This window comes from Nonomuraea sp. NPDC049378, assembly GCF_055586745.1.
In genome coordinates this window covers 219,604-235,317 of record NZ_JBVJHP010000015.1, presented here as the reverse complement: position 1 = coordinate 235,317, position 15,714 = coordinate 219,604, and the positions used below count along the sequence as shown (strand labels likewise).

Below are 15,714 nucleotides of genomic sequence, written 5' to 3'. Positions count from 1 at the left end.
CATGCTACGGGCCGGCGTACGAGTCAACCGTTCGACAACCGGCGGCGAGGTGGCGTGATCACCTGCTCACACCGTCGGCGGGCCGCCGCAGCAGGTTCAGGTCGGCCCGCCGCGGCAGGCTCTCCCAGTCGCCCTGCGAGGTCACGGCGAACGCCCCCGCCGCGCACGCCGTGCTGAGCCGCTGCGCGGGCTCCGCCCCCGCCAGCCAGTCCGCCAGCCAGCCGGCCGCGAACGCGTCGCCGGCCCCCACGGAGTCGACCTCGGTCACGGCGTAGGGCTCCGCCCGCCGCTCGACGCCGTCGGACAGCTCCATCGCGCCCTCGGCCCCGAACTTGATCAGCACGTGCCGCGGGCCGAGCTTCGCCAGCGCCCCGGCCAGCTCGGTGGCGCCTTCGACGTCGGCGATCAGCCGGCCCTCGGCCTCGGTCGCGAACAGCACGTCCACGTCGCCGACCGTCTCGCGCAGCCACGCCCCCGCCTCGGCAGGCGTCCACAGCGCCCTGCGGTAGTTGACGTCGAGCGAGACGAGCACCCCCGCGGCCCGGGCTTCGGCGATCGCGTGGTGTACGGCCTCGCGGGCCGAGCCGGAGAGCGCGGGCGTGATCGCGGAGACGTGCAGCACGCGGGCCGACCGGATGAGCTCCGGGTCGAGGTCGGCGGCGCGCAGCCGCGAGCCCGCGCTGTCCTTGCGGTAGTAGCGCACGTCGATGAGGTCGGCCGTGCGCCTGCCCTTGATCATCAGTCCGGTCGGCGCGTCGGGGTCGGCGATGGCCCGCGCGTCCACGCCCTCGCCCTGCAGGGTCGAGCGGATCAGGTCGCCGAACTCGTCGGCCCCGACCCTGCCGATCCAGGTCGCGCGGTGGCCGAGCCGGGCGACGCCGATCGCGACGTTCGACTCGGCGCCGCCCAGACCGAGGTCGAAGTCGCGGGCGAAGCGCATCGGCCCCGTGCGGCGGGCGGCGAACAGCGCCATCGTCTCGCCGAAGGTCACCAGCTCGGTCGTCGGCCCAGTCGTCGGCCCAGTTCTGCGTTCTGGCACGTGGGCCAACATACCGACAGAACCACCTTTGCAGCACATCGTCCTCACATGCGGGGCGGCCCGCCGGCGTCAGGACGACGTCACGATCGGGAGGGGCCGTCCGCGATCGCGATCGCGTGCTTGTCGTCAGGGGCCAGGAACTCCAGCAGCCGCCGGCCCTCCTCCTCGGCCTCCTCGATGACGGAGATCGGCTCCCACTGGTGGAGGGTGAGCGTGGAGGTGCCCCTGGCGCGGTGCTGCCGTACCGTGTCACCATCGTGCTGACCTTCCGCGTGCTCGGCCCGCTCGCCGCACACCTCGACGGCGAGCCGGTCGCGCTGGGCAGGCCCCGCCAGCGTTCCGTGCTCGCCCGCCTGCTGGCCGCCGGTGGCCAGGTGGTGCCGGTCGACCGCCTCATCGACGACCTCTACGCCCACGAGGTGCCGCCCAAGGCGCTCGCGGCCGTGCAGTCGTACGTGTCGAATCTGCGCCGGGCCCTGGAGCCGGGCAGGTCGCCCCGGGCGCCCGCCGGCGTGCTCGTCACCCAGCCGCCCGGCTACGCGCTGCGCCTGGAGGCGGGGGCGGTGGACGCGTGGAGGTTCGAGAGCATCGTGAGCGACCCGGCGGCCGGCCACGAGCGGCTGGCCGAGGCGCTGGCGCTCTGGCACGGCCCCGCCTACCAGGAGTTCGCCGGCGCCCACTGGGCCGACGCCGAGGCGGGACGGCTGGAAGAGCTGCGGCTGTCCACGATCGAACGCCACGCCGACGCGGTCATCCGGCTGGGCCGGGCGGCGGGGGCCGTACCCGATCTCGAACGGCTGGCGGGGGAGCACCCGCTGCGCGAGGCGGTGTGGGCGCTGCTGGCCAGGGCGCTCTACCGGTGCGGCCGGCAAGGTGAGGCGCTCGGCGCGTTGCGCAGGGCCCGCGCCCACCTGGCCGAGGAGCTCGGCGTCGACCCGGGTCCCGAGCTGCGGCGGCTGGAGGAGGACATCCTCGCCCAGGCCGCGCACCTCAGCGAGGCCGCGCCGCCGCCCGCCCCCGCGGCGCGGCCCGCCGCGGTCGCGCAGCCGTACGTCGGCAGGCGCGCCGAACTCGCCGGCGTGACCGCGCTGGACGGCGGCGTCGTCCTGGTCAGCGGGGAGCCGGGCGCCGGAAAGACGGCGTTCATGGAGCAGGTGCGCGACGCGCTGGAGGGCAGGGGCTGGACCGTCGGGTGGGGCCGCTGCCCCGAGCACGAGGGCGCCCCCGCGGGCTGGGCCTGGGCCGAGCTCCTGCGCGAGCTCGCCGCCCGCTTCCCGCCCGGAGATCCTGAGGCGCTCGCGCCGCTGCTGTCCGACGCCCCGGTGCGCGGTGACGTCCCGGGGGCCAGGTTCCGGCTGCACCGGGCGGTCGGCGCGTTCGTCACGTCGATCGGGCGCCCACTGCTGCTCGTGCTCGACGACCTGCACCGGGCCGACGCCGAGACGCTGGCCATGCTCACCCACGTGATCGGCGCCGCCGCCGGGCTGCCGGTCCTGGTCGCGGGCGGCTACCGGCACACCGAGCCGAACGACCACCTCGCCGACGCGCTGGCCGCCATCGCCGCCCGCGAGCCGCACAGGGTGGAGCTCGACGGCCTGGCGGCGCCCGAGGTGGGCGAGCTGATCCGCCTGACCTGCGGCCGTCCGGCGGACGCCGCCACGGTCGCGCAGGTCGCCGAGCGCACCGGCGGCAACCCGTTCTTCGTCAGGGAGACCGCGCGCCTGCTCGACGCGGAGGGCGTGGCCGCGGTGCCCGCGGGCGTGCGTGACGTGCTGCGCCGCCGTGTGGCCAGGCTGCCCGCGCAGGCCCAGACGATCCTGCGGCAGAGCGCGGTCATCGGCCGCGAGAGCGACATCGACGTGCTGACCGCCGTCAGCGGCGCCGACGAGGAGTCCGTGCTGGCGGCCATCGAGTCGGGGCTGGTCACCGGGCTGCTGACCGAGCCGGAGGCGGGGCGGCTGAGGTTCGCGCACGTGCTCATCCGCGACACCCTCTACGACGACCTGTCCCGCATCCGCAGGGCCCGCCTGCACCTGCGCGTGGCCCGGGCCATCGAGGAGCACGACCCGGGCGACGTGGCCGCGCTCGCCCACCACTACGCCGCCTCGGCCGCCGACCCGGCCAGGGCCGCGCGCTACGCCGGGCTCGCCGCCGAGCAGGCCGAGCGCCGCTTCGCCCATCACGAGGCCGCCGCGCTCTGGCAGCAGGCGCTCGACGCGACCGGAGACCCGCGCCGGCGCCTGGAGCTCACCCTGTCCCTGGTGTCCGCCCTGGCCAACACCGGCCGGCTCGTCACGGCCCGCACCCACAGGGAACGCGCGCTCCGCGACGCGCTGCCGCTGGACGACCCCGACCTGCTGGCCCGGGTGATCGTCTCGTTCGAGGTGCCGACGTTCTGGAGCAGCCGCGAGTACGGCACCCTCGACACCACCCTGATCGAGGCGGTCGAGCGGGCGCTGACCCGGCTGCCGCCCGGCGACGGCACGACCCGCTGCCGGCTGCTCACCACGCTGGCGTTCGAGCTGGAGGGCGAGCCGACCGAACGCGGTTACCTCGCCTCCCAGGAGGCCGTCGCGATGGCCCGCCGCCTCGGCGACCCCGCCCTGCTCGTGCTCGCCCTCAACGGCCGCCTGCACCAGACCTTCCGGTACGGCGGCCACGCGGAACGCGCCCTGATCGGCGCCGAACTGCTGCGCCTGTCGGGCTCCGACGTGACCGTCGAGGTGCTCGGCCACCTCATCCTCATGCAGGCCGCCATCAACCGCGCCGAGCTCTCCGTCGCCGACCGGCACGCCGCGAGGGCCAGGCAGCTGGCCGACCTTCACGACATGCCGCTGCCCCTCGCCGTGACCGGCTTCTACGACGGCCTGCGCGCCGCGCTCGCCGGTGACTTCGACACCGCCGAATCCCGTTACCGTGCCGCCGCCGAGCTCGCGGGCCGGCTCGGCATGTGGCAGCACGAGACGGGGCTGCTGCTGCTCAGCAGGTACGCCATGTGCCTGATGCGCGGCGACCTCACGCCGATCCTGCCCGACCTGGAGCCGTTCGCGACGGTGGGGCCGTGGCGCGAACAGTGGCTGGAGCTGTACGCGCTCGCGCTCTGCCGCGCGGGCCGGGCCGGCGAGGCTCGCGCTCTGGTGCCCGCCGAGCCGCCTCCCGTGCGGCGCGACTACTTCTGGCACCTGCTGACCGCGGTCCGGGGGCTGCTCGGCGTCGCCCTCGGTGACCGGGGGCGGGCGCCGCGGGCGTACGACGCGTTGCTGCCGCTCTCGGCCGAGCCGGTGGGGAGCACCGGCTATCTGGCTGTCTGGCCCACCGCCCAGGTGCTCGGCGACCTGGCCGCCTTCCTGGGGCGCCCGGCGGAACCCCACTACAGGGAAGCGCTGGAGGTGGGTGAACGGGCGAACGTCAGGCTCTGGATCGACGCCGCCCGCGCACGGTTGACCTCGCCACCCTCCTGAGCAGTATGGGAGCTCTTGTGGTGAAACGCTAAGATCGGATCACCATCGGGGGGAGCGTCATGACTGAGGTGCGGCCGAAAACCCTGCTCGCCATGGGGCGGCAGGTGGCGGGAAGGCTCTTCACCGGGCAGGCGCGCGACCGGCTGACCGCCGTCGCCGACACCGATCCCGGCCTGGTCGCCGACGACTTCGCCGACCCGGCCGTGGCCGGCGCGCTGGCCGAGGCCGAGGTGCTCTGCACGAGCTGGTGGTGCCCGCCGATCACCGGCGACGTGCTGGCCAGGGCGCCGAGGCTGCGGGCGATCGTCCACGCGGCGGGCAGCGTGAAACACCACGTCACCGAGGCGTGCTGGGAGCGCGGCATCCTCGTCTCCTCCGCGGCGGCGGCCAACGCCGAACCCGTCGCCGAATACACGCTGGCCTCGATCCTGTTCGCCAACAAGCGCGTGCTGGACATCGCCAGGCTCTACCGCGAGCAGCGGACCTCCCTCGACCTGGAAGGCCTCTTCCCCGGGTTCGGCAACTACCGGCGCACGATCGGCATCGTCGGCGCCTCCTGGATCGGCCGGCGGGTCATCGAGCTGCTGCGGCCGTTCGACCTCGACGTGCTCGTCGCCGACCCGTACCTGACGGAGGACCTCGGCGTGCCCCACGTCGAGCTGGACGAGCTGTTCGAGCGGTGCGACGTGATCAGTCTGCACGCGCCCGCGATCCCCGAGACCAGGCACCTCGTCGACGCCGCCCGCCTCGCGCGGATGCGCGACGGCGCGACCCTGATCAACACCGCCCGCGGCGCGCTCGTCGACCACGACGCGCTCGTCGCCGAGCTGTCCAGCGGCCGGCTGTACGCGATGATCGACGTGACCGAGCCCGAGGTGCCGCCCGCCGGCTCACCCCTCTACGACCTGCCCAACGTGCTGCTCACCCCGCACATCGCCGGCTCGCTCGGCGGCGAGCTGGGACGCATCGCCGACCTGGCGCTCGACGAGATCGCCAGGTACGCCCAGGGCCTGCCCTTCCGGTACGGGATCGAGGCGGACGCGCTGGCCACGAGTGCCTGACCGCGGAAGGATAATCTGCTCCTCATGCACAGACGGGTGATCGACGGCCGTTTCGAGCTCGTCGAGCGGCTCGGCGGCGGGGGCATGGGCCTGGTGTGGCGGGCCTGGGACGTGGCCCTGCACCGCGAGGTCGCGCTCAAGGAGGTACGACCGCCCGACCCCGTCATGGACGAGCACGATCCCGCCGGCGCCCGCGAGCTGCGCGCCAGGGTGCTGCGCGAGGCCAGGGCGCTGGCCCGGCTCAACCACCCGCACGTGGCCGTCATCCACCACATCGTCGACCCGGGAGAGCACGACTACCCGTGGATCGTCATGGAGCTGGTCCCCGGCGGTTCCCTGCAGGACCGCATCCGGCACGGCCCCATGCCTCCCGACGCGGTGACCCGCCTCGGCCGCGAGGTGTTGTCCGCCTTACGCGCCGCGCACACCGTCGGCATCCAGCACCGCGACGTCAAACCCGCCAACGTGCTGCTGCGCGAGGACGGCCGGTCGGTGCTCACCGACTTCGGCATCGCGGCGGTACGCGAGTCCACGACCCTGACGGCCACGGGCGCGTTCATCGGCTCGCCCGAGTACATGGCGCCCGAGCGCATCAACGGCGTCGAGGGCGAGCCGGCCTCCGACCTGTGGTCGCTCGGCATGATGATGTACGTGGCGGTGGAGGGGCGGCATCCGCTGCGCAGGAGCACGGCGCTGGCCACGCTGGCGGCCGTGCTCAACCAGGAGGTGCCGCCGCCCGAGCGCGCCGGGCCGCTCGCGCCGGTGCTCGCCGCCCTGCTCGTACGCGACCTGGAGGCCAGGCCGGACGCCGCGACCCTGGACCGCATGCTGGAGTCGGCCGGCGGAGCGCCACCCGGCTCCTACCCGCCGGCGTTCTCGGACCCGCCCGGTCCCGGCGCCGCCTCCGGCCCGCCGGCACCGCACGCCCCGATGCCCTCAGGACCGCAGCTGTCCGGGTCGCACTCGTCGGGGTCCTGGGCTGCACGTCCGATGGCGGGTGGTGCCGGCACCGCGCCGCCCGGGCACCGCGGGGCGCCGCACCCGCCCCCGCGGGGTGGGACGCCGGTCGCGAAGGCCGGCGCCCGTCCGCGCAAGGGCGCCCGCACCGTGGCGATCACGGCGTCCACCGCTGTGGTCGTGGCGGCCGGGGTGCTGGTGTGGCAGTGGTTCCCGTCGCTGGGGACGGCCGGCCCCGGTGCTTCGCGCTCGCTCGCGAACGCTCCCGTGACCGAGCCCTCGGACCGGGGGCCGGCCGGCGGCGAGACGTCCGGTCCAGGACCGTCCGCCGGCGAGCCTTCCGGACGGGGGCCCAGCCGGGAGCCCTCCGGCGGCGACTCCTCCGGCCGCCGGCCCACAGCTTCCGGGTCCCCGAGCGCCGGCACGCCGGCCGCGAAGGAGAACCTGCTCACAACCGCCGGTGTCCGCGCCATGATCGCCAAGGTCAAGCCCGTCATCGGCGGGACCAAGGTGGTCAAGATGGTCGTATATCCGGAATATGCCTCCGTCGACGTGCCGGTGAAGGGCGACCCGGAGATCTACAGCAGCTTCTCCTACCGCGACGGCGAGGTCAGCCAGTCGCCCATGGGCGGCAAGGTGCGCGGCCCCACGGTGGACCTGTCCACGTACAACTGGGACGCCCTGCCCGCGCTGGTCAGGAAGGCGACCAAGGACCTGGGCGTGCCCAAGCCCACCTCGCGCTACGTGATCGTGGACCCCGACTACGGGTTCGACGGCATCCGGCAGGCGCTGCTCGTCTACGCGTCCGACGGGATCCGGTCCGGCTATCTGGTCGCCAACCGGAAGGGCAAGGTGCTCAGGATGTTCCCTGACGACTAGCCGAAGGCCGCGCGCTCGCGCCTGGCGTACCGGCCTCTGGTCAGGGCGACCAGCACCCGCAACGGCGCGCCGGCGCCCGCCAGCAGCCGCTCCGCCTCGTCCTCTGTGGCGTGGCGCAGCAGCCACGGAGCCGTGAACGTCAGCTGCCCGAACGACGCCCGCTTGGCGACCTGCCTCTCCGTCCAGGCGTAGGCCTCGTAGGGCACGAACCTGGAGATGATCGGGAAAAGGTCGGACTCCTCCTCCGCGATGTGCTCGTCCAGGAAGCCGAGCAGCTCGGCCAGGGCGCGCTTCAGCACGTGGCGCTCGCCGTGCAGCGCGGCCCGGCAGCGGTCGAGCACGGGGCCGAGCGCCTGGTGGTCGTCGGTGTACGGGCTGAGGTCCACGGCGTGGCCGGCCGTGCGCTCCACGATCGGCCACAACAGGTCGTCCTCGTTGGCATGGTGGTGGTGCACCTCGGCCAGGACCGAGGCCGCGTACGCGCGGGCGGCCCGGTTCCTGCCGCCGGTGAGCGGGGCGGTCCCGCCCAGCACGCCGATGAGCCGCCGCAGGTCCGCGAGCATGGCGCGGTGGATGACGTACATCGATGTGAGGTCGGGTTCGCGCTCCCCGTCCTCGCGGGGGGAGACGGCTGGGATTCGCACGGTTTCCATGCGGCCAGCATGGGCGGGAGCACTTTGCGTTCTCTGGTCGCCGGCTTGTCGCCCGAGTCAGCAGATGTCTCTGTAGCCGCTCTCCGGGATCAGGCGGCTCCACTCCTCCTCGCTCAGCGGGCCGTCGGCCCTGGCGCACACCTCCTGCGCCGTGAGCGCGGGATCGACCGGGGTCTCGCGAACGGTGCCGTCGAGCGCCACCCCGCGCAGCCGCCTGCCGTCCTGGCTGAACGCCGGCCCGGCGGCCCAGGATCCCAGCTCGCCGACCTCGCGCAGCGTGCGCACGTCCCAGAGCGACGTGCGGGCGGCGTCGATCGCGAGCAGGTCGCCCTGCGGCGAGAAGCGCAGCTCGTCCACCGGTGTCGTGCCGGTGCCGATGGTGCCGCGCGGCTCGCGCTCGTGCACGTCCCAGAGGAGCACCCGGCCGCCGTCCAGCCCGAACGCCAGGGTGCGGCCGTCGGGGGAGAAGGCGAGGGCGGTCGGCGTGGTCCGGGCGTTCCGCGCCGCCGCGAGGTCGAGCGGGGTGATCCCGCCGGTACGGAGATCGAGCAGATTGGCGCCCGCGGCCAGCGTCGAGCCGTCGGGGGAGAAGGCCAGCGCCGGGTCTCCCGCGCCCTCGTACACCTTGATCCGCCGCCCCTCGCGCACGTCCCACGTCTCCAGGGTGCTGCCGCGGGCGGTGGCCAGCGTGCCGCCGTCGGGGGAGAGCGCCACGGCGACAACGTCGCCGCCCGCGTCGATGGAGGTGACCTGCCTGGCGCCGGCCACCTCCCACACGGTCACGGGGTCGCCCGTGACGGCGAGCAGGCGCCCGCCCGCGTCGAAGGCCAGGTCGCCGGCGGCGGCGATCCGGCCGAGCGTCCTGCCCGCGACGGTGTCGGTGAGCTCGATCGCGTCGCCGACCTCCTTGGCGGCGAACCGGCCGTTGCCGCTGAAGGTGGCGGTGCGGCCCGCGTCGGAGGGGGCGGGGAGACCTGCGACGTCCAGCGAGACGACCGAGCCGGTGCCGCTCAGGTAGCGCAGGCTGCGCCCGTCCGGGGAGAACGCCAGGCCCTGCCCGGGAGCCTTGAGCGGGTAGGAGCCGGAGACCCGGCGCTCGGCCACGTTCCAGACCCGCACCTCGCCGGCGCCCGGCAAGGCCAGCAGGCGGCCGTCCGGGCTGAAGACGGGCGGGCCGTCCAGCGGGCCGTCCACCGTGCCCAGGGCCAGGGTGCCGGTCTCGGTCGGTGCCCGCTGCTCCTCCGCACGGAACATCTCCGCGCCGTTCTCAGGGCTGGGACTCCTGACCCCGTCCACACCGCCAGGCGTCGTGCCCTCATCGCCGGGCACCTTCACCTGCGAGAACCGCGCACTGTCCGCACCCGGCCGCCCGCCGCCGGGAAGGGCGCCGGTGGAGGGACGTCCGTCGCCCGCCGCCGGCGGTTTCTCGACCGAGGAGGGCGGGGCGGAGGGCCGGGCGGAGGGCCGGGTGGAGGGCGGGGAGGAAGGCAGGGCGGAGGGGTGCGAGGACGGCGGGGTGGAGGGCAGGGTGGAGGGCAGGGCGGAAGGCGGGGTGGAAGGCGCAGGGGACGCCGGGGCCGTGGCGGTGGTCAGCGGCCCGGAGGGCTGGGAGCGCGGTGTACGGGCGGCGGCGCGGCCGGCGGCGACGAGCGTGACCCCCTCGCGCCCCGCCACGGCCAGCGTGGTCCCGTCGGGGCTGAACGCGAGGGCGGGCGCCGCGGCGCCCGGGCCGGTGAGCGGCTGGACCTCGATCGTCCCCGTCCGGGCCTTCGGCGCCAGCTCCCAGATCTCGACCCGCCCGTCCAGCCGGGAGAACGCCGCCCTTGACCCGTCGCGGGCGAGCGCCACCGTGCGGTCGGCGACGTCGAACAACACCTGCGACCCCCGGTAGACCCGCGTCCTGCCGGCCCTGGCGATCGCGAACGTGGCGGCCGGGGACGGCGGCCGGCCGGTCGCCACGTCGAGCGGCCTCCCACCCGCCCCCTCGGCGTGGCGCCCGTCGTCGCTCAGCGCCACGATCCCCGCCGGCAGCCGGTACGAGGCGAGCCGCCGCCCCCGGGCCACGTCCCAGACGGTGACCGTGCCGGTGTCCCACCGGACCAGCTCGTCCCCGCGCAGCAGGTAGCGGGCGCGCAGGTCGGCGGCCGGGTCGGTGAACACGCCCAGCTCCGGCTGGACGAGCGAGGCCTGCAGCGCGGCCCGCGCCTCGAAGACGGGTGACAACCGCCAGGCGGCCACGCTGAGCCGCATCGCCGTGCGCGGGTCGCTCGACCGCATCGCCTCGGCCCTGGCGGCCACGGACCGCGCGTCGGCGTCGAGGAGCCGGTCGCGCAGGTCGTACTGGCCGTACACGGACACCACGGACATCGTCACCGCCGCGGCCAGCAGCGCGCCGAGCGTCACCACGGAGGGGGCGAGGAGCTTCCTGCGCTGCTTGGACAGGGCCACGCTGTCGTTGATGAAGTCGCGTTCGAGCTGGTTGAGCCGCAGGTGGCGGCGCTTGGTCGCGGCCCAGCCGAGCGCCGAGTCGAGGGCCTCGCCGCGCAGGAGCCGGCTTCGGCCCCGCTGGTGCTCCGACCACTGCCGGGCGGCCACCCGGATCCGGCGGTGCACGTGCATGCTCTCGCGCTCGTCCGCGGCCCAGCCGCGCAGCCTGGGCCAGGCGCGGTAGAGGGCGGCGCTGGCCGGGGCCACCCGGTCGTCGCTGAGGGCCACGAGCTTGCCCATGGACGTCTCGACCGGCGCCACGCGCACGCTCCGGCGTACCAGCAGGCCGGCGTCCATGAGCGGGCCGAGCACCTCGCCCTCGTCGTGCGGGTTGTCGCCGTCGAGCAGGCGCAGCAGCAGCCCGGGCACCTCCTCCTGCTGCCGGGGCGTGAGCGACTGGTAGACCTCCTCGGCCACCTCGCCGAGCGAGCGCGGGCGCGCGTGGCCTTCCGGGGGGCGAAGCACCTCTCCTGCCCCGATCAGCAGCTCGGCCGCCGCGGGCCGGTCGGCGGGATCCTTGGCCAGGGCCCGTCCGACCAGGCCGCGCAGGGGTTCGGGCAGGTCGCTCAGGTCGGGGTCGAAGGTGAGCAGCCGGTGCATGATGCCGCCCAGGCTCTCGCCGCGGAACGGATCGCGCCCGGTGGCCGCGTACACCACCACCGCCCCCCAGGCGAACACGTCGGCCGGCGCGCCCGCCTCCTCCCCGGTCAGGACCTCGGGAGCGAGGTAGGTGCACGTCTCGCCCACCGGCCGGCAGGAGGGCAGGCCGAGCTCGATCACCTTGAGACCTCCGGCGGCCAGGAGCACGCATTCCGGGTTGATCCCCTGGTGCGTCAGCTTCTCCTCGTGCAGCGCGTCGATCGCGGCCCCCAGCGAGCCGGCCAGCGCCAGCAGCTCGTCGCGTTCGTACGGCCCGTGCAGGGCGATCGCCTGCCGCAGGTCGGGCCCGTCGACGAACTCGCTCACCACGTAGGGGACACCGCCGTCGACCCCCGCGTCGACCACCTCGGCCAGGTGGCGGCAGGTCACCCGCTCGAACCGGCGCCCCGCCTCGCCCCGCGACTCGGGCGCCGCCTCGCCGCGCGGCACCGTGACGGCGAACCTGCGCCCGTCGTCATCGTAGGCGTCGTAGACGACGCCGCGCCCGCCCGCGCCGAGCCTGGCGGCCAGCCAGTAGCCGCCAAGCCTCTCGGGGTCACCAGGCACCAGGCGCATCGTCACTGAGGCTTAGATGCACGACACCGTCCAATGGTTGTCCGAAATGACGCGACAGGTCCCCCGCGCGCCTCGGGGGACCCATGCGTCATGATCATTATGCCAGGGTTCCGGATCTTGCCTGCCACCCGGGGCGGAGCATCGCCATGATCACGCAGTCGTGCCATGCGCCGCCCCACAACAAGGAGTCACGTTTCACGCCCTCCTCCACGAAGCCGATCTTCTTGTAGACGTGTCGTGCGCGGTCGTTGAAAGCGTAGACCTCCAGCGCGATCCGGTGCAGTGGGGTCGTGCCGAAGGCGTGTCCGAGGACCAGCTCGATGGCCTCCGTGCCGTAGCCCCTGCCGAACGCCCGAGGGCCGATCAGCGCGATGCGCAGGTTGCACGACAGGTTGGCGCGGTCGAGGGCGTTGAGGACCACCTCGCCCGCGTAACCGTCGCCGGTCATGATCGCCAGGTCGAGCCGGTCGGCGTGCTGCGCCCGGCTCGCGCACCACCGGCGGGCGCCCTCGAAGTCGAACTCGCCGTGCGAGCCGGTCAGCCGCCGCACCTCCGGGTCGCGAACCAGCTCGTACAGGCCTTCCGCGTGCTCGGGACCGACCGGGCGCAGCGTCACGCGCGCGCCCTCCAGCACGGGTTTCTCGGCGAACATCTCCCTTGCCTATCGGTCGCGATCACCGGCGGGCAAACCCATTTCCCGCACCACCTTGTCGCGCACCTGCTCGGGGCTGAGCTCGCTGACGTCGCACACCGTGTCCGCCACCTCACGGAAATAGCCCTCGCGGCGGGCCCGCATGGCCGCCGGGTCGAAGTCGGGACGGTGGTCGCTCGAACGCATCCGCTCGGCCAGCACCTTGTCGGGGGCGTCGACCCAGGCCACGAACGCGGCCCGCAATGCCGCCCGGACCTCGGGGTCCTCGACCGTGCTCGCCGCCGCCGCGATCACCTTGGGCGGGCCGGCCAGTTCGCGCAGCACGTGTTCGGCCTCGTAGAGGTGCAGCGCGGCCGCGCCCTCGCGGGCGGCGATCTGCGCGGCGGTGCCGCCGTACCTCGACTTCAGAAACGGATCGCTGTCGCTGAACTCCCGCCCCAGCGCCTCGGCGATCAGCACGCCCGCCGTCGTCTTGCCCGATCCCATGAGCCCGATCACCACGACTGGTTTGTTTTTCGACATGTGGATAGAGGTCCTTCGTGTTAAGGAGGTAAATCAGATGACCATCGCCGGAAGCATCATCCTCATCATGCTCGGTGCGATCCTCACCTGGGCCGTCGAGTTCGACCTCGCCGGTCTCGACATCAACGTAGTGGGTCTGGTCCTCATGCTCGGAGGCCTGGTCGGACTCGGGTTCGGCATCTACCGGATCAGCGTCACCCGCCGGGCGGTCGGCCCCATCGACGAGCCGGTCCACCGTCACGAGATCTACGAGGAGCCCGAGGCCAGGAGGACGACCGTCTACGAGGAACGGCGTCACTACGACGAACCACCGCTGTAGGAGGTGAAGCGACATGCCAGCAGTCGAAGAACTGCCGTCGACCATCAGGCGCTCGCCGAAGAAGGCACAGAACACGTGGATCAAGGCGCACGACTCGGCAGTGCAGGAGTACGGCGAGGGGCGGCGCGCCCACATGACGGCGTTCGCGGCGCTGAAGCACTCCTTCGAGAAGGTCGGCGACCACTGGGAGCCGAAGTCGAAGAAGGGTCCTTCCGACAAGGGCGCCACGGACCGGTCCGGCAGGACGGCCGAGGGCGTCGACGCCAACGCCAGCAAGGAACACCTGCAGGGCGTGGCCGCCAAGCTGGGCGTGCGCGGCCGGTCGAAGATGACCAAGCAGGAGCTGGTGTCAGCGATCAAGAAGGCCAACAGGAAGGCCACGGCGAAGGCTCGCTGACCGGCGCGCAGTCCGGAGGCGGCCGGCTCGTCACGAGGCCGGCGGGAGAGGGAGGCGGCACCGCGCCACCCCCTCGACCGCCGGCCTTTCCATGCCCCGCCTAACACCCGGCCGCCCGGCCGCGCGAGCACCCGGCCGCGCGAGCAGCTCGGCCTGAGCGGGTCACAGCACCCGCTTGACGGCCTCCACGATCGCGCGGCGGTCGATGCCGGCGTCGGCGAGCTGCTCCTCCGGTTTGGCGGACCCCGGCAGCCCGGTCACGGCCAGCTTCACCACTCGCGGCCCGAGCTCGCTGACGGCGTCCAGCACCGCGTCGCCCAGCCCGCCTTCGAGCCGGTGGTCCTCCACCGTGATCAGGTTGCCCGTGGTGGTGGCCGCCTCCACCAGCACCGCCGAGTCGAGCGGCTTGACCGAGTACAGATCGATCACTCCCACGGGGACTCCCGCCGTCTCCAGCTCGCCGGCCGCCGCCAGCGCCTCGTGCACGGTCACCCCGGCGGCCACGATCGTGGCCCGGTCGCCGCTCGACTGCCGCAGCACCCGTGACCCGCCGACGGGGAACCGCTCGCCCGGCGGATAGATCACGGGCGTGCTGCCGCGCGTGGTCCTCAGGTAGGACACGCCCTCGACGCCGGCCATCTCGGCGATCAGCGAGGCGGTCTGGTTGGCGTCGCACGGGTAGAGCACGGTGCTGCCGTACAGGGCCCGCATCATGGCCAGGTCCTCCAGCCCCATCTGCGAGGGGCCGTCCTCGCCGATCGACACCCCGGCGTGCGACCCGATCAGCCGGATCGACGCCCGGCTGACCCCGGCCATCCTGATGAAGTCGTGCGCCCTGGTCAGGAACGCGGCGAACGTGGCGGCGTACGGGATCCATCCGCGGATCTGCATCCCGACGGCGGCGGCGACGAGCTGCTGCTCGGCGATGTACATCTCGAAGAACCGCTCGGGGAAGCGCTGCGCGAAGGCCTCGGTCCTGGTGGAGTCGGCCACCTCGCCGTCCAGCGCCACGACGTCGCCGCGGGCCGCGCCGAGCGCCGCCAGCGCCTCCCCGTACGCCGTCCGCGTCGCGACCTGCTCGCCCACCTCGTACGCGGGCGGCTCCAGCGGGCCGGAGCCGAACCGGTACGGCTCGGCGGCCGCGTCCGGCCTGCGCACGGTGACGCGTACGTCCCGCGGCCCGCCCAGCTCGTCGACGGCCTTGTCGGCGTCCTTGAGCGGCTTGCCGTGGGCGCCCTCGCGGTTCTCGACCTCCAGCACGCCCTCGCCCTTGCGGGTCTTGGCCAGGATGGCGGTGGGGCGCCTGCGCGTCTTGCAGGCGTCCTGCAGAGCGAAGTCGATCTCCCCGGGGTCGTGCCCGTCGATCTCGATCGTGTGCCAGCCGAACGCCGAGAAGCGCCGCGCGTACGCGCCCGTGTCCCACTCGTGCCGGGTGGGTCCCCTCTGCCCGAGCCTGTTGACGTCGACGATCGCGGTCAGGTTGGCCAGGCCCTCGCCGCCCGCGTGCTCGGCGGCCTCCCAGATGGACCCCTCGGCGAGCTCGCTGTCGCCGCAGAGCACCCACACCCGGTACGGCATGCGTTCCAGCCGCCCGGCCATCGCCACTCCGACGCCCACCGGCAGCCCCTGCCCGAGCGAGCCGGTGGCCACGTCCACCCAGGGCAGCCGAGGTGTCGGGTGCCCTTCCAGCCGGCTGCCGCGCCGCCTGAACGTCAGGAGCTCCTTGTCCCCGATGACACCGGCCGCCTTGTACAGCGAGTACAGCAGGGGAGAGGCGTGCCCCTTGGACAGGATCACGTGGTCGTTGGCCGGGTTGTCCGGCTGGTCGAAGTCGTAGCGGAGGTGTCTCGCGAACAGCACGGCCATCAGGTCGGCCGCGGACATGGATGACGTGGGATGTCCCGAGCCGGCCGCGGCGGCGGCGCGGACGGAGTCGACGCGCAGCTGTGCCGCCAGCTCCGCCAGGAACTGCAGATCGTGTTCGGCCATCATGACCTCCTGGAGAGTTTCGGCCCGCCCTACCCCCGCCGCCTCGCTCGACGCGGGCGGCCCCCGTCGTCTGTGGTGCTGTC

At 74.0% G+C, this 15,714-nt stretch carries 12 protein-coding genes; 5 read left to right on the top strand and 7 right to left on the bottom strand.

Annotated features, from left to right (window positions below; all coding sequences use genetic code 11):
• Positions 1–58: 58 nt before the first annotated feature.
• Both ACZ6SA_RS31355 and ACZ6SA_RS31350 read right to left on the bottom strand, forming a co-directional pair.
• Positions 59–1,039 (bottom strand): sugar kinase, encoded by a 981-nt coding sequence (locus tag ACZ6SA_RS31355; protein WP_347647040.1) that lies wholly within the window; start codon positions 1,037–1,039, stop codon positions 59–61.
• An 80-nt stretch (positions 1,040–1,119) separates the two neighbouring features.
• Positions 1,120–1,455 carry a hypothetical protein gene (locus ACZ6SA_RS31350; RefSeq protein WP_465832212.1) on the bottom strand — a complete coding sequence of 112 codons (336 nt, stop codon included), beginning with the start codon at positions 1,453–1,455 and terminating at the stop codon, positions 1,120–1,122.
• Between ACZ6SA_RS31350 and ACZ6SA_RS31345 the strand changes: the two genes are divergently transcribed.
• The 3 genes from ACZ6SA_RS31345 to ACZ6SA_RS31335 are packed head-to-tail and all read left to right on the top strand — an operon-like array spanning position 1,417 to position 7,397.
• Positions 1,417–4,500: a BTAD domain-containing putative transcriptional regulator gene (locus ACZ6SA_RS31345; protein ID WP_465832210.1), complete on the top strand. Its 3,084-nt coding sequence runs from the start codon at positions 1,417–1,419 to the stop codon at positions 4,498–4,500. The two genes, ACZ6SA_RS31350 and ACZ6SA_RS31345, sit on opposite strands and share 39 nt — an antisense overlap.
• Positions 4,501–4,559: 59 nt before the next feature.
• Entirely contained in the window at positions 4,560–5,561 is a 1,002-nt protein-coding gene (locus ACZ6SA_RS31340) for a hydroxyacid dehydrogenase (protein WP_465832208.1), read from the top strand.
• A 24-nt stretch (positions 5,562–5,585) separates the two neighbouring features.
• Complete coding sequence (locus ACZ6SA_RS31335; protein ID WP_465832206.1) at positions 5,586–7,397, top strand: serine/threonine-protein kinase; 1,812 nt, start codon at positions 5,586–5,588, stop codon at positions 7,395–7,397.
• On the opposite strand, the gene ACZ6SA_RS31330 is transcribed toward ACZ6SA_RS31335, so the two are convergent.
• The 4 genes from ACZ6SA_RS31330 to ACZ6SA_RS31315 all read right to left on the bottom strand — a co-directional run bounded on the left by ACZ6SA_RS31330 (position 7,394) and on the right by ACZ6SA_RS31315 (position 12,926).
• Entirely contained in the window at positions 7,394–8,050 is a 657-nt protein-coding gene (locus ACZ6SA_RS31330; RefSeq protein ID WP_347647045.1) for a hemerythrin domain-containing protein, read from the bottom strand. The two genes, ACZ6SA_RS31335 and ACZ6SA_RS31330, sit on opposite strands and share 4 nt — an antisense overlap.
• A 57-nt stretch (positions 8,051–8,107) precedes the next feature.
• Positions 8,108–11,743, bottom strand: a complete 3,636-nt coding sequence (locus ACZ6SA_RS31325; RefSeq protein WP_465832203.1) for a WD40 repeat domain-containing serine/threonine protein kinase — start codon at positions 11,741–11,743, stop codon at positions 8,108–8,110.
• 106 nt (positions 11,744–11,849) lie between these two features.
• On the bottom strand, positions 11,850–12,404 hold the full coding sequence (locus ACZ6SA_RS31320) for a GNAT family N-acetyltransferase (protein WP_347647047.1): 555 nt from the start codon (positions 12,402–12,404) through the stop codon (positions 11,850–11,852).
• 9 nt (positions 12,405–12,413) lie between these two features.
• Positions 12,414–12,926, bottom strand: coding sequence for a shikimate kinase (locus ACZ6SA_RS31315; RefSeq protein ID WP_347647048.1), 513 nt, complete (start codon positions 12,924–12,926; stop codon positions 12,414–12,416).
• A gap of 37 nt (positions 12,927–12,963) precedes the next feature.
• Between ACZ6SA_RS31315 and ACZ6SA_RS31310 the strand changes: the two genes are divergently transcribed.
• Entirely contained in the window at positions 12,964–13,245 is a 282-nt protein-coding gene (locus ACZ6SA_RS31310) for a hypothetical protein (RefSeq protein ID WP_347647049.1), read from the top strand.
• Positions 13,246–13,258: 13 nt separating this feature from the next.
• Complete coding sequence (locus tag ACZ6SA_RS31305) at positions 13,259–13,642, top strand: ChaB family protein (RefSeq protein ID WP_347647050.1); 384 nt, start codon at positions 13,259–13,261, stop codon at positions 13,640–13,642.
• 162 nt (positions 13,643–13,804) lie between these two features.
• On the opposite strand, the gene ACZ6SA_RS31300 is transcribed toward ACZ6SA_RS31305, so the two are convergent.
• The gene (locus ACZ6SA_RS31300) at positions 13,805–15,631 is read right to left on the bottom strand and encodes a transketolase (protein ID WP_465832199.1); all 1,827 of its coding nucleotides are present in this window, start codon (positions 15,629–15,631) and stop codon (positions 13,805–13,807) included.
• Between the last annotated feature and the right edge of the window lie 83 nt (positions 15,632–15,714).

Coding starts and splice junctions, on each gene's coding strand:
- ACZ6SA_RS31340 (WP_465832208.1), top strand. CDS start 4,560: ATGACTGAGGTGCGGCCGAAAACCCTGCTCGCCATGGGGCGGCAGGTG.
- ACZ6SA_RS31335 (WP_465832206.1), top strand. CDS start 5,586: ATGCACAGACGGGTGATCGACGGCCGTTTCGAGCTCGTCGAGCGGCTC.
- ACZ6SA_RS31330 (WP_347647045.1), bottom strand. CDS start 8,050: ATGGAAACCGTGCGAATCCCAGCCGTCTCCCCCCGCGAGGACGGGGAG.
- ACZ6SA_RS31320 (WP_347647047.1), bottom strand. CDS start 12,404: ATGTTCGCCGAGAAACCCGTGCTGGAGGGCGCGCGCGTGACGCTGCGC.
- ACZ6SA_RS31315 (WP_347647048.1), bottom strand. CDS start 12,926: ATGTCGAAAAACAAACCAGTCGTGGTGATCGGGCTCATGGGATCGGGC.
- ACZ6SA_RS31310 (WP_347647049.1), top strand. CDS start 12,964: ATGACCATCGCCGGAAGCATCATCCTCATCATGCTCGGTGCGATCCTC.
- ACZ6SA_RS31305 (WP_347647050.1), top strand. CDS start 13,259: ATGCCAGCAGTCGAAGAACTGCCGTCGACCATCAGGCGCTCGCCGAAG.
- ACZ6SA_RS31300 (WP_465832199.1), bottom strand. CDS start 15,631: ATGGCCGAACACGATCTGCAGTTCCTGGCGGAGCTGGCGGCACAGCTG.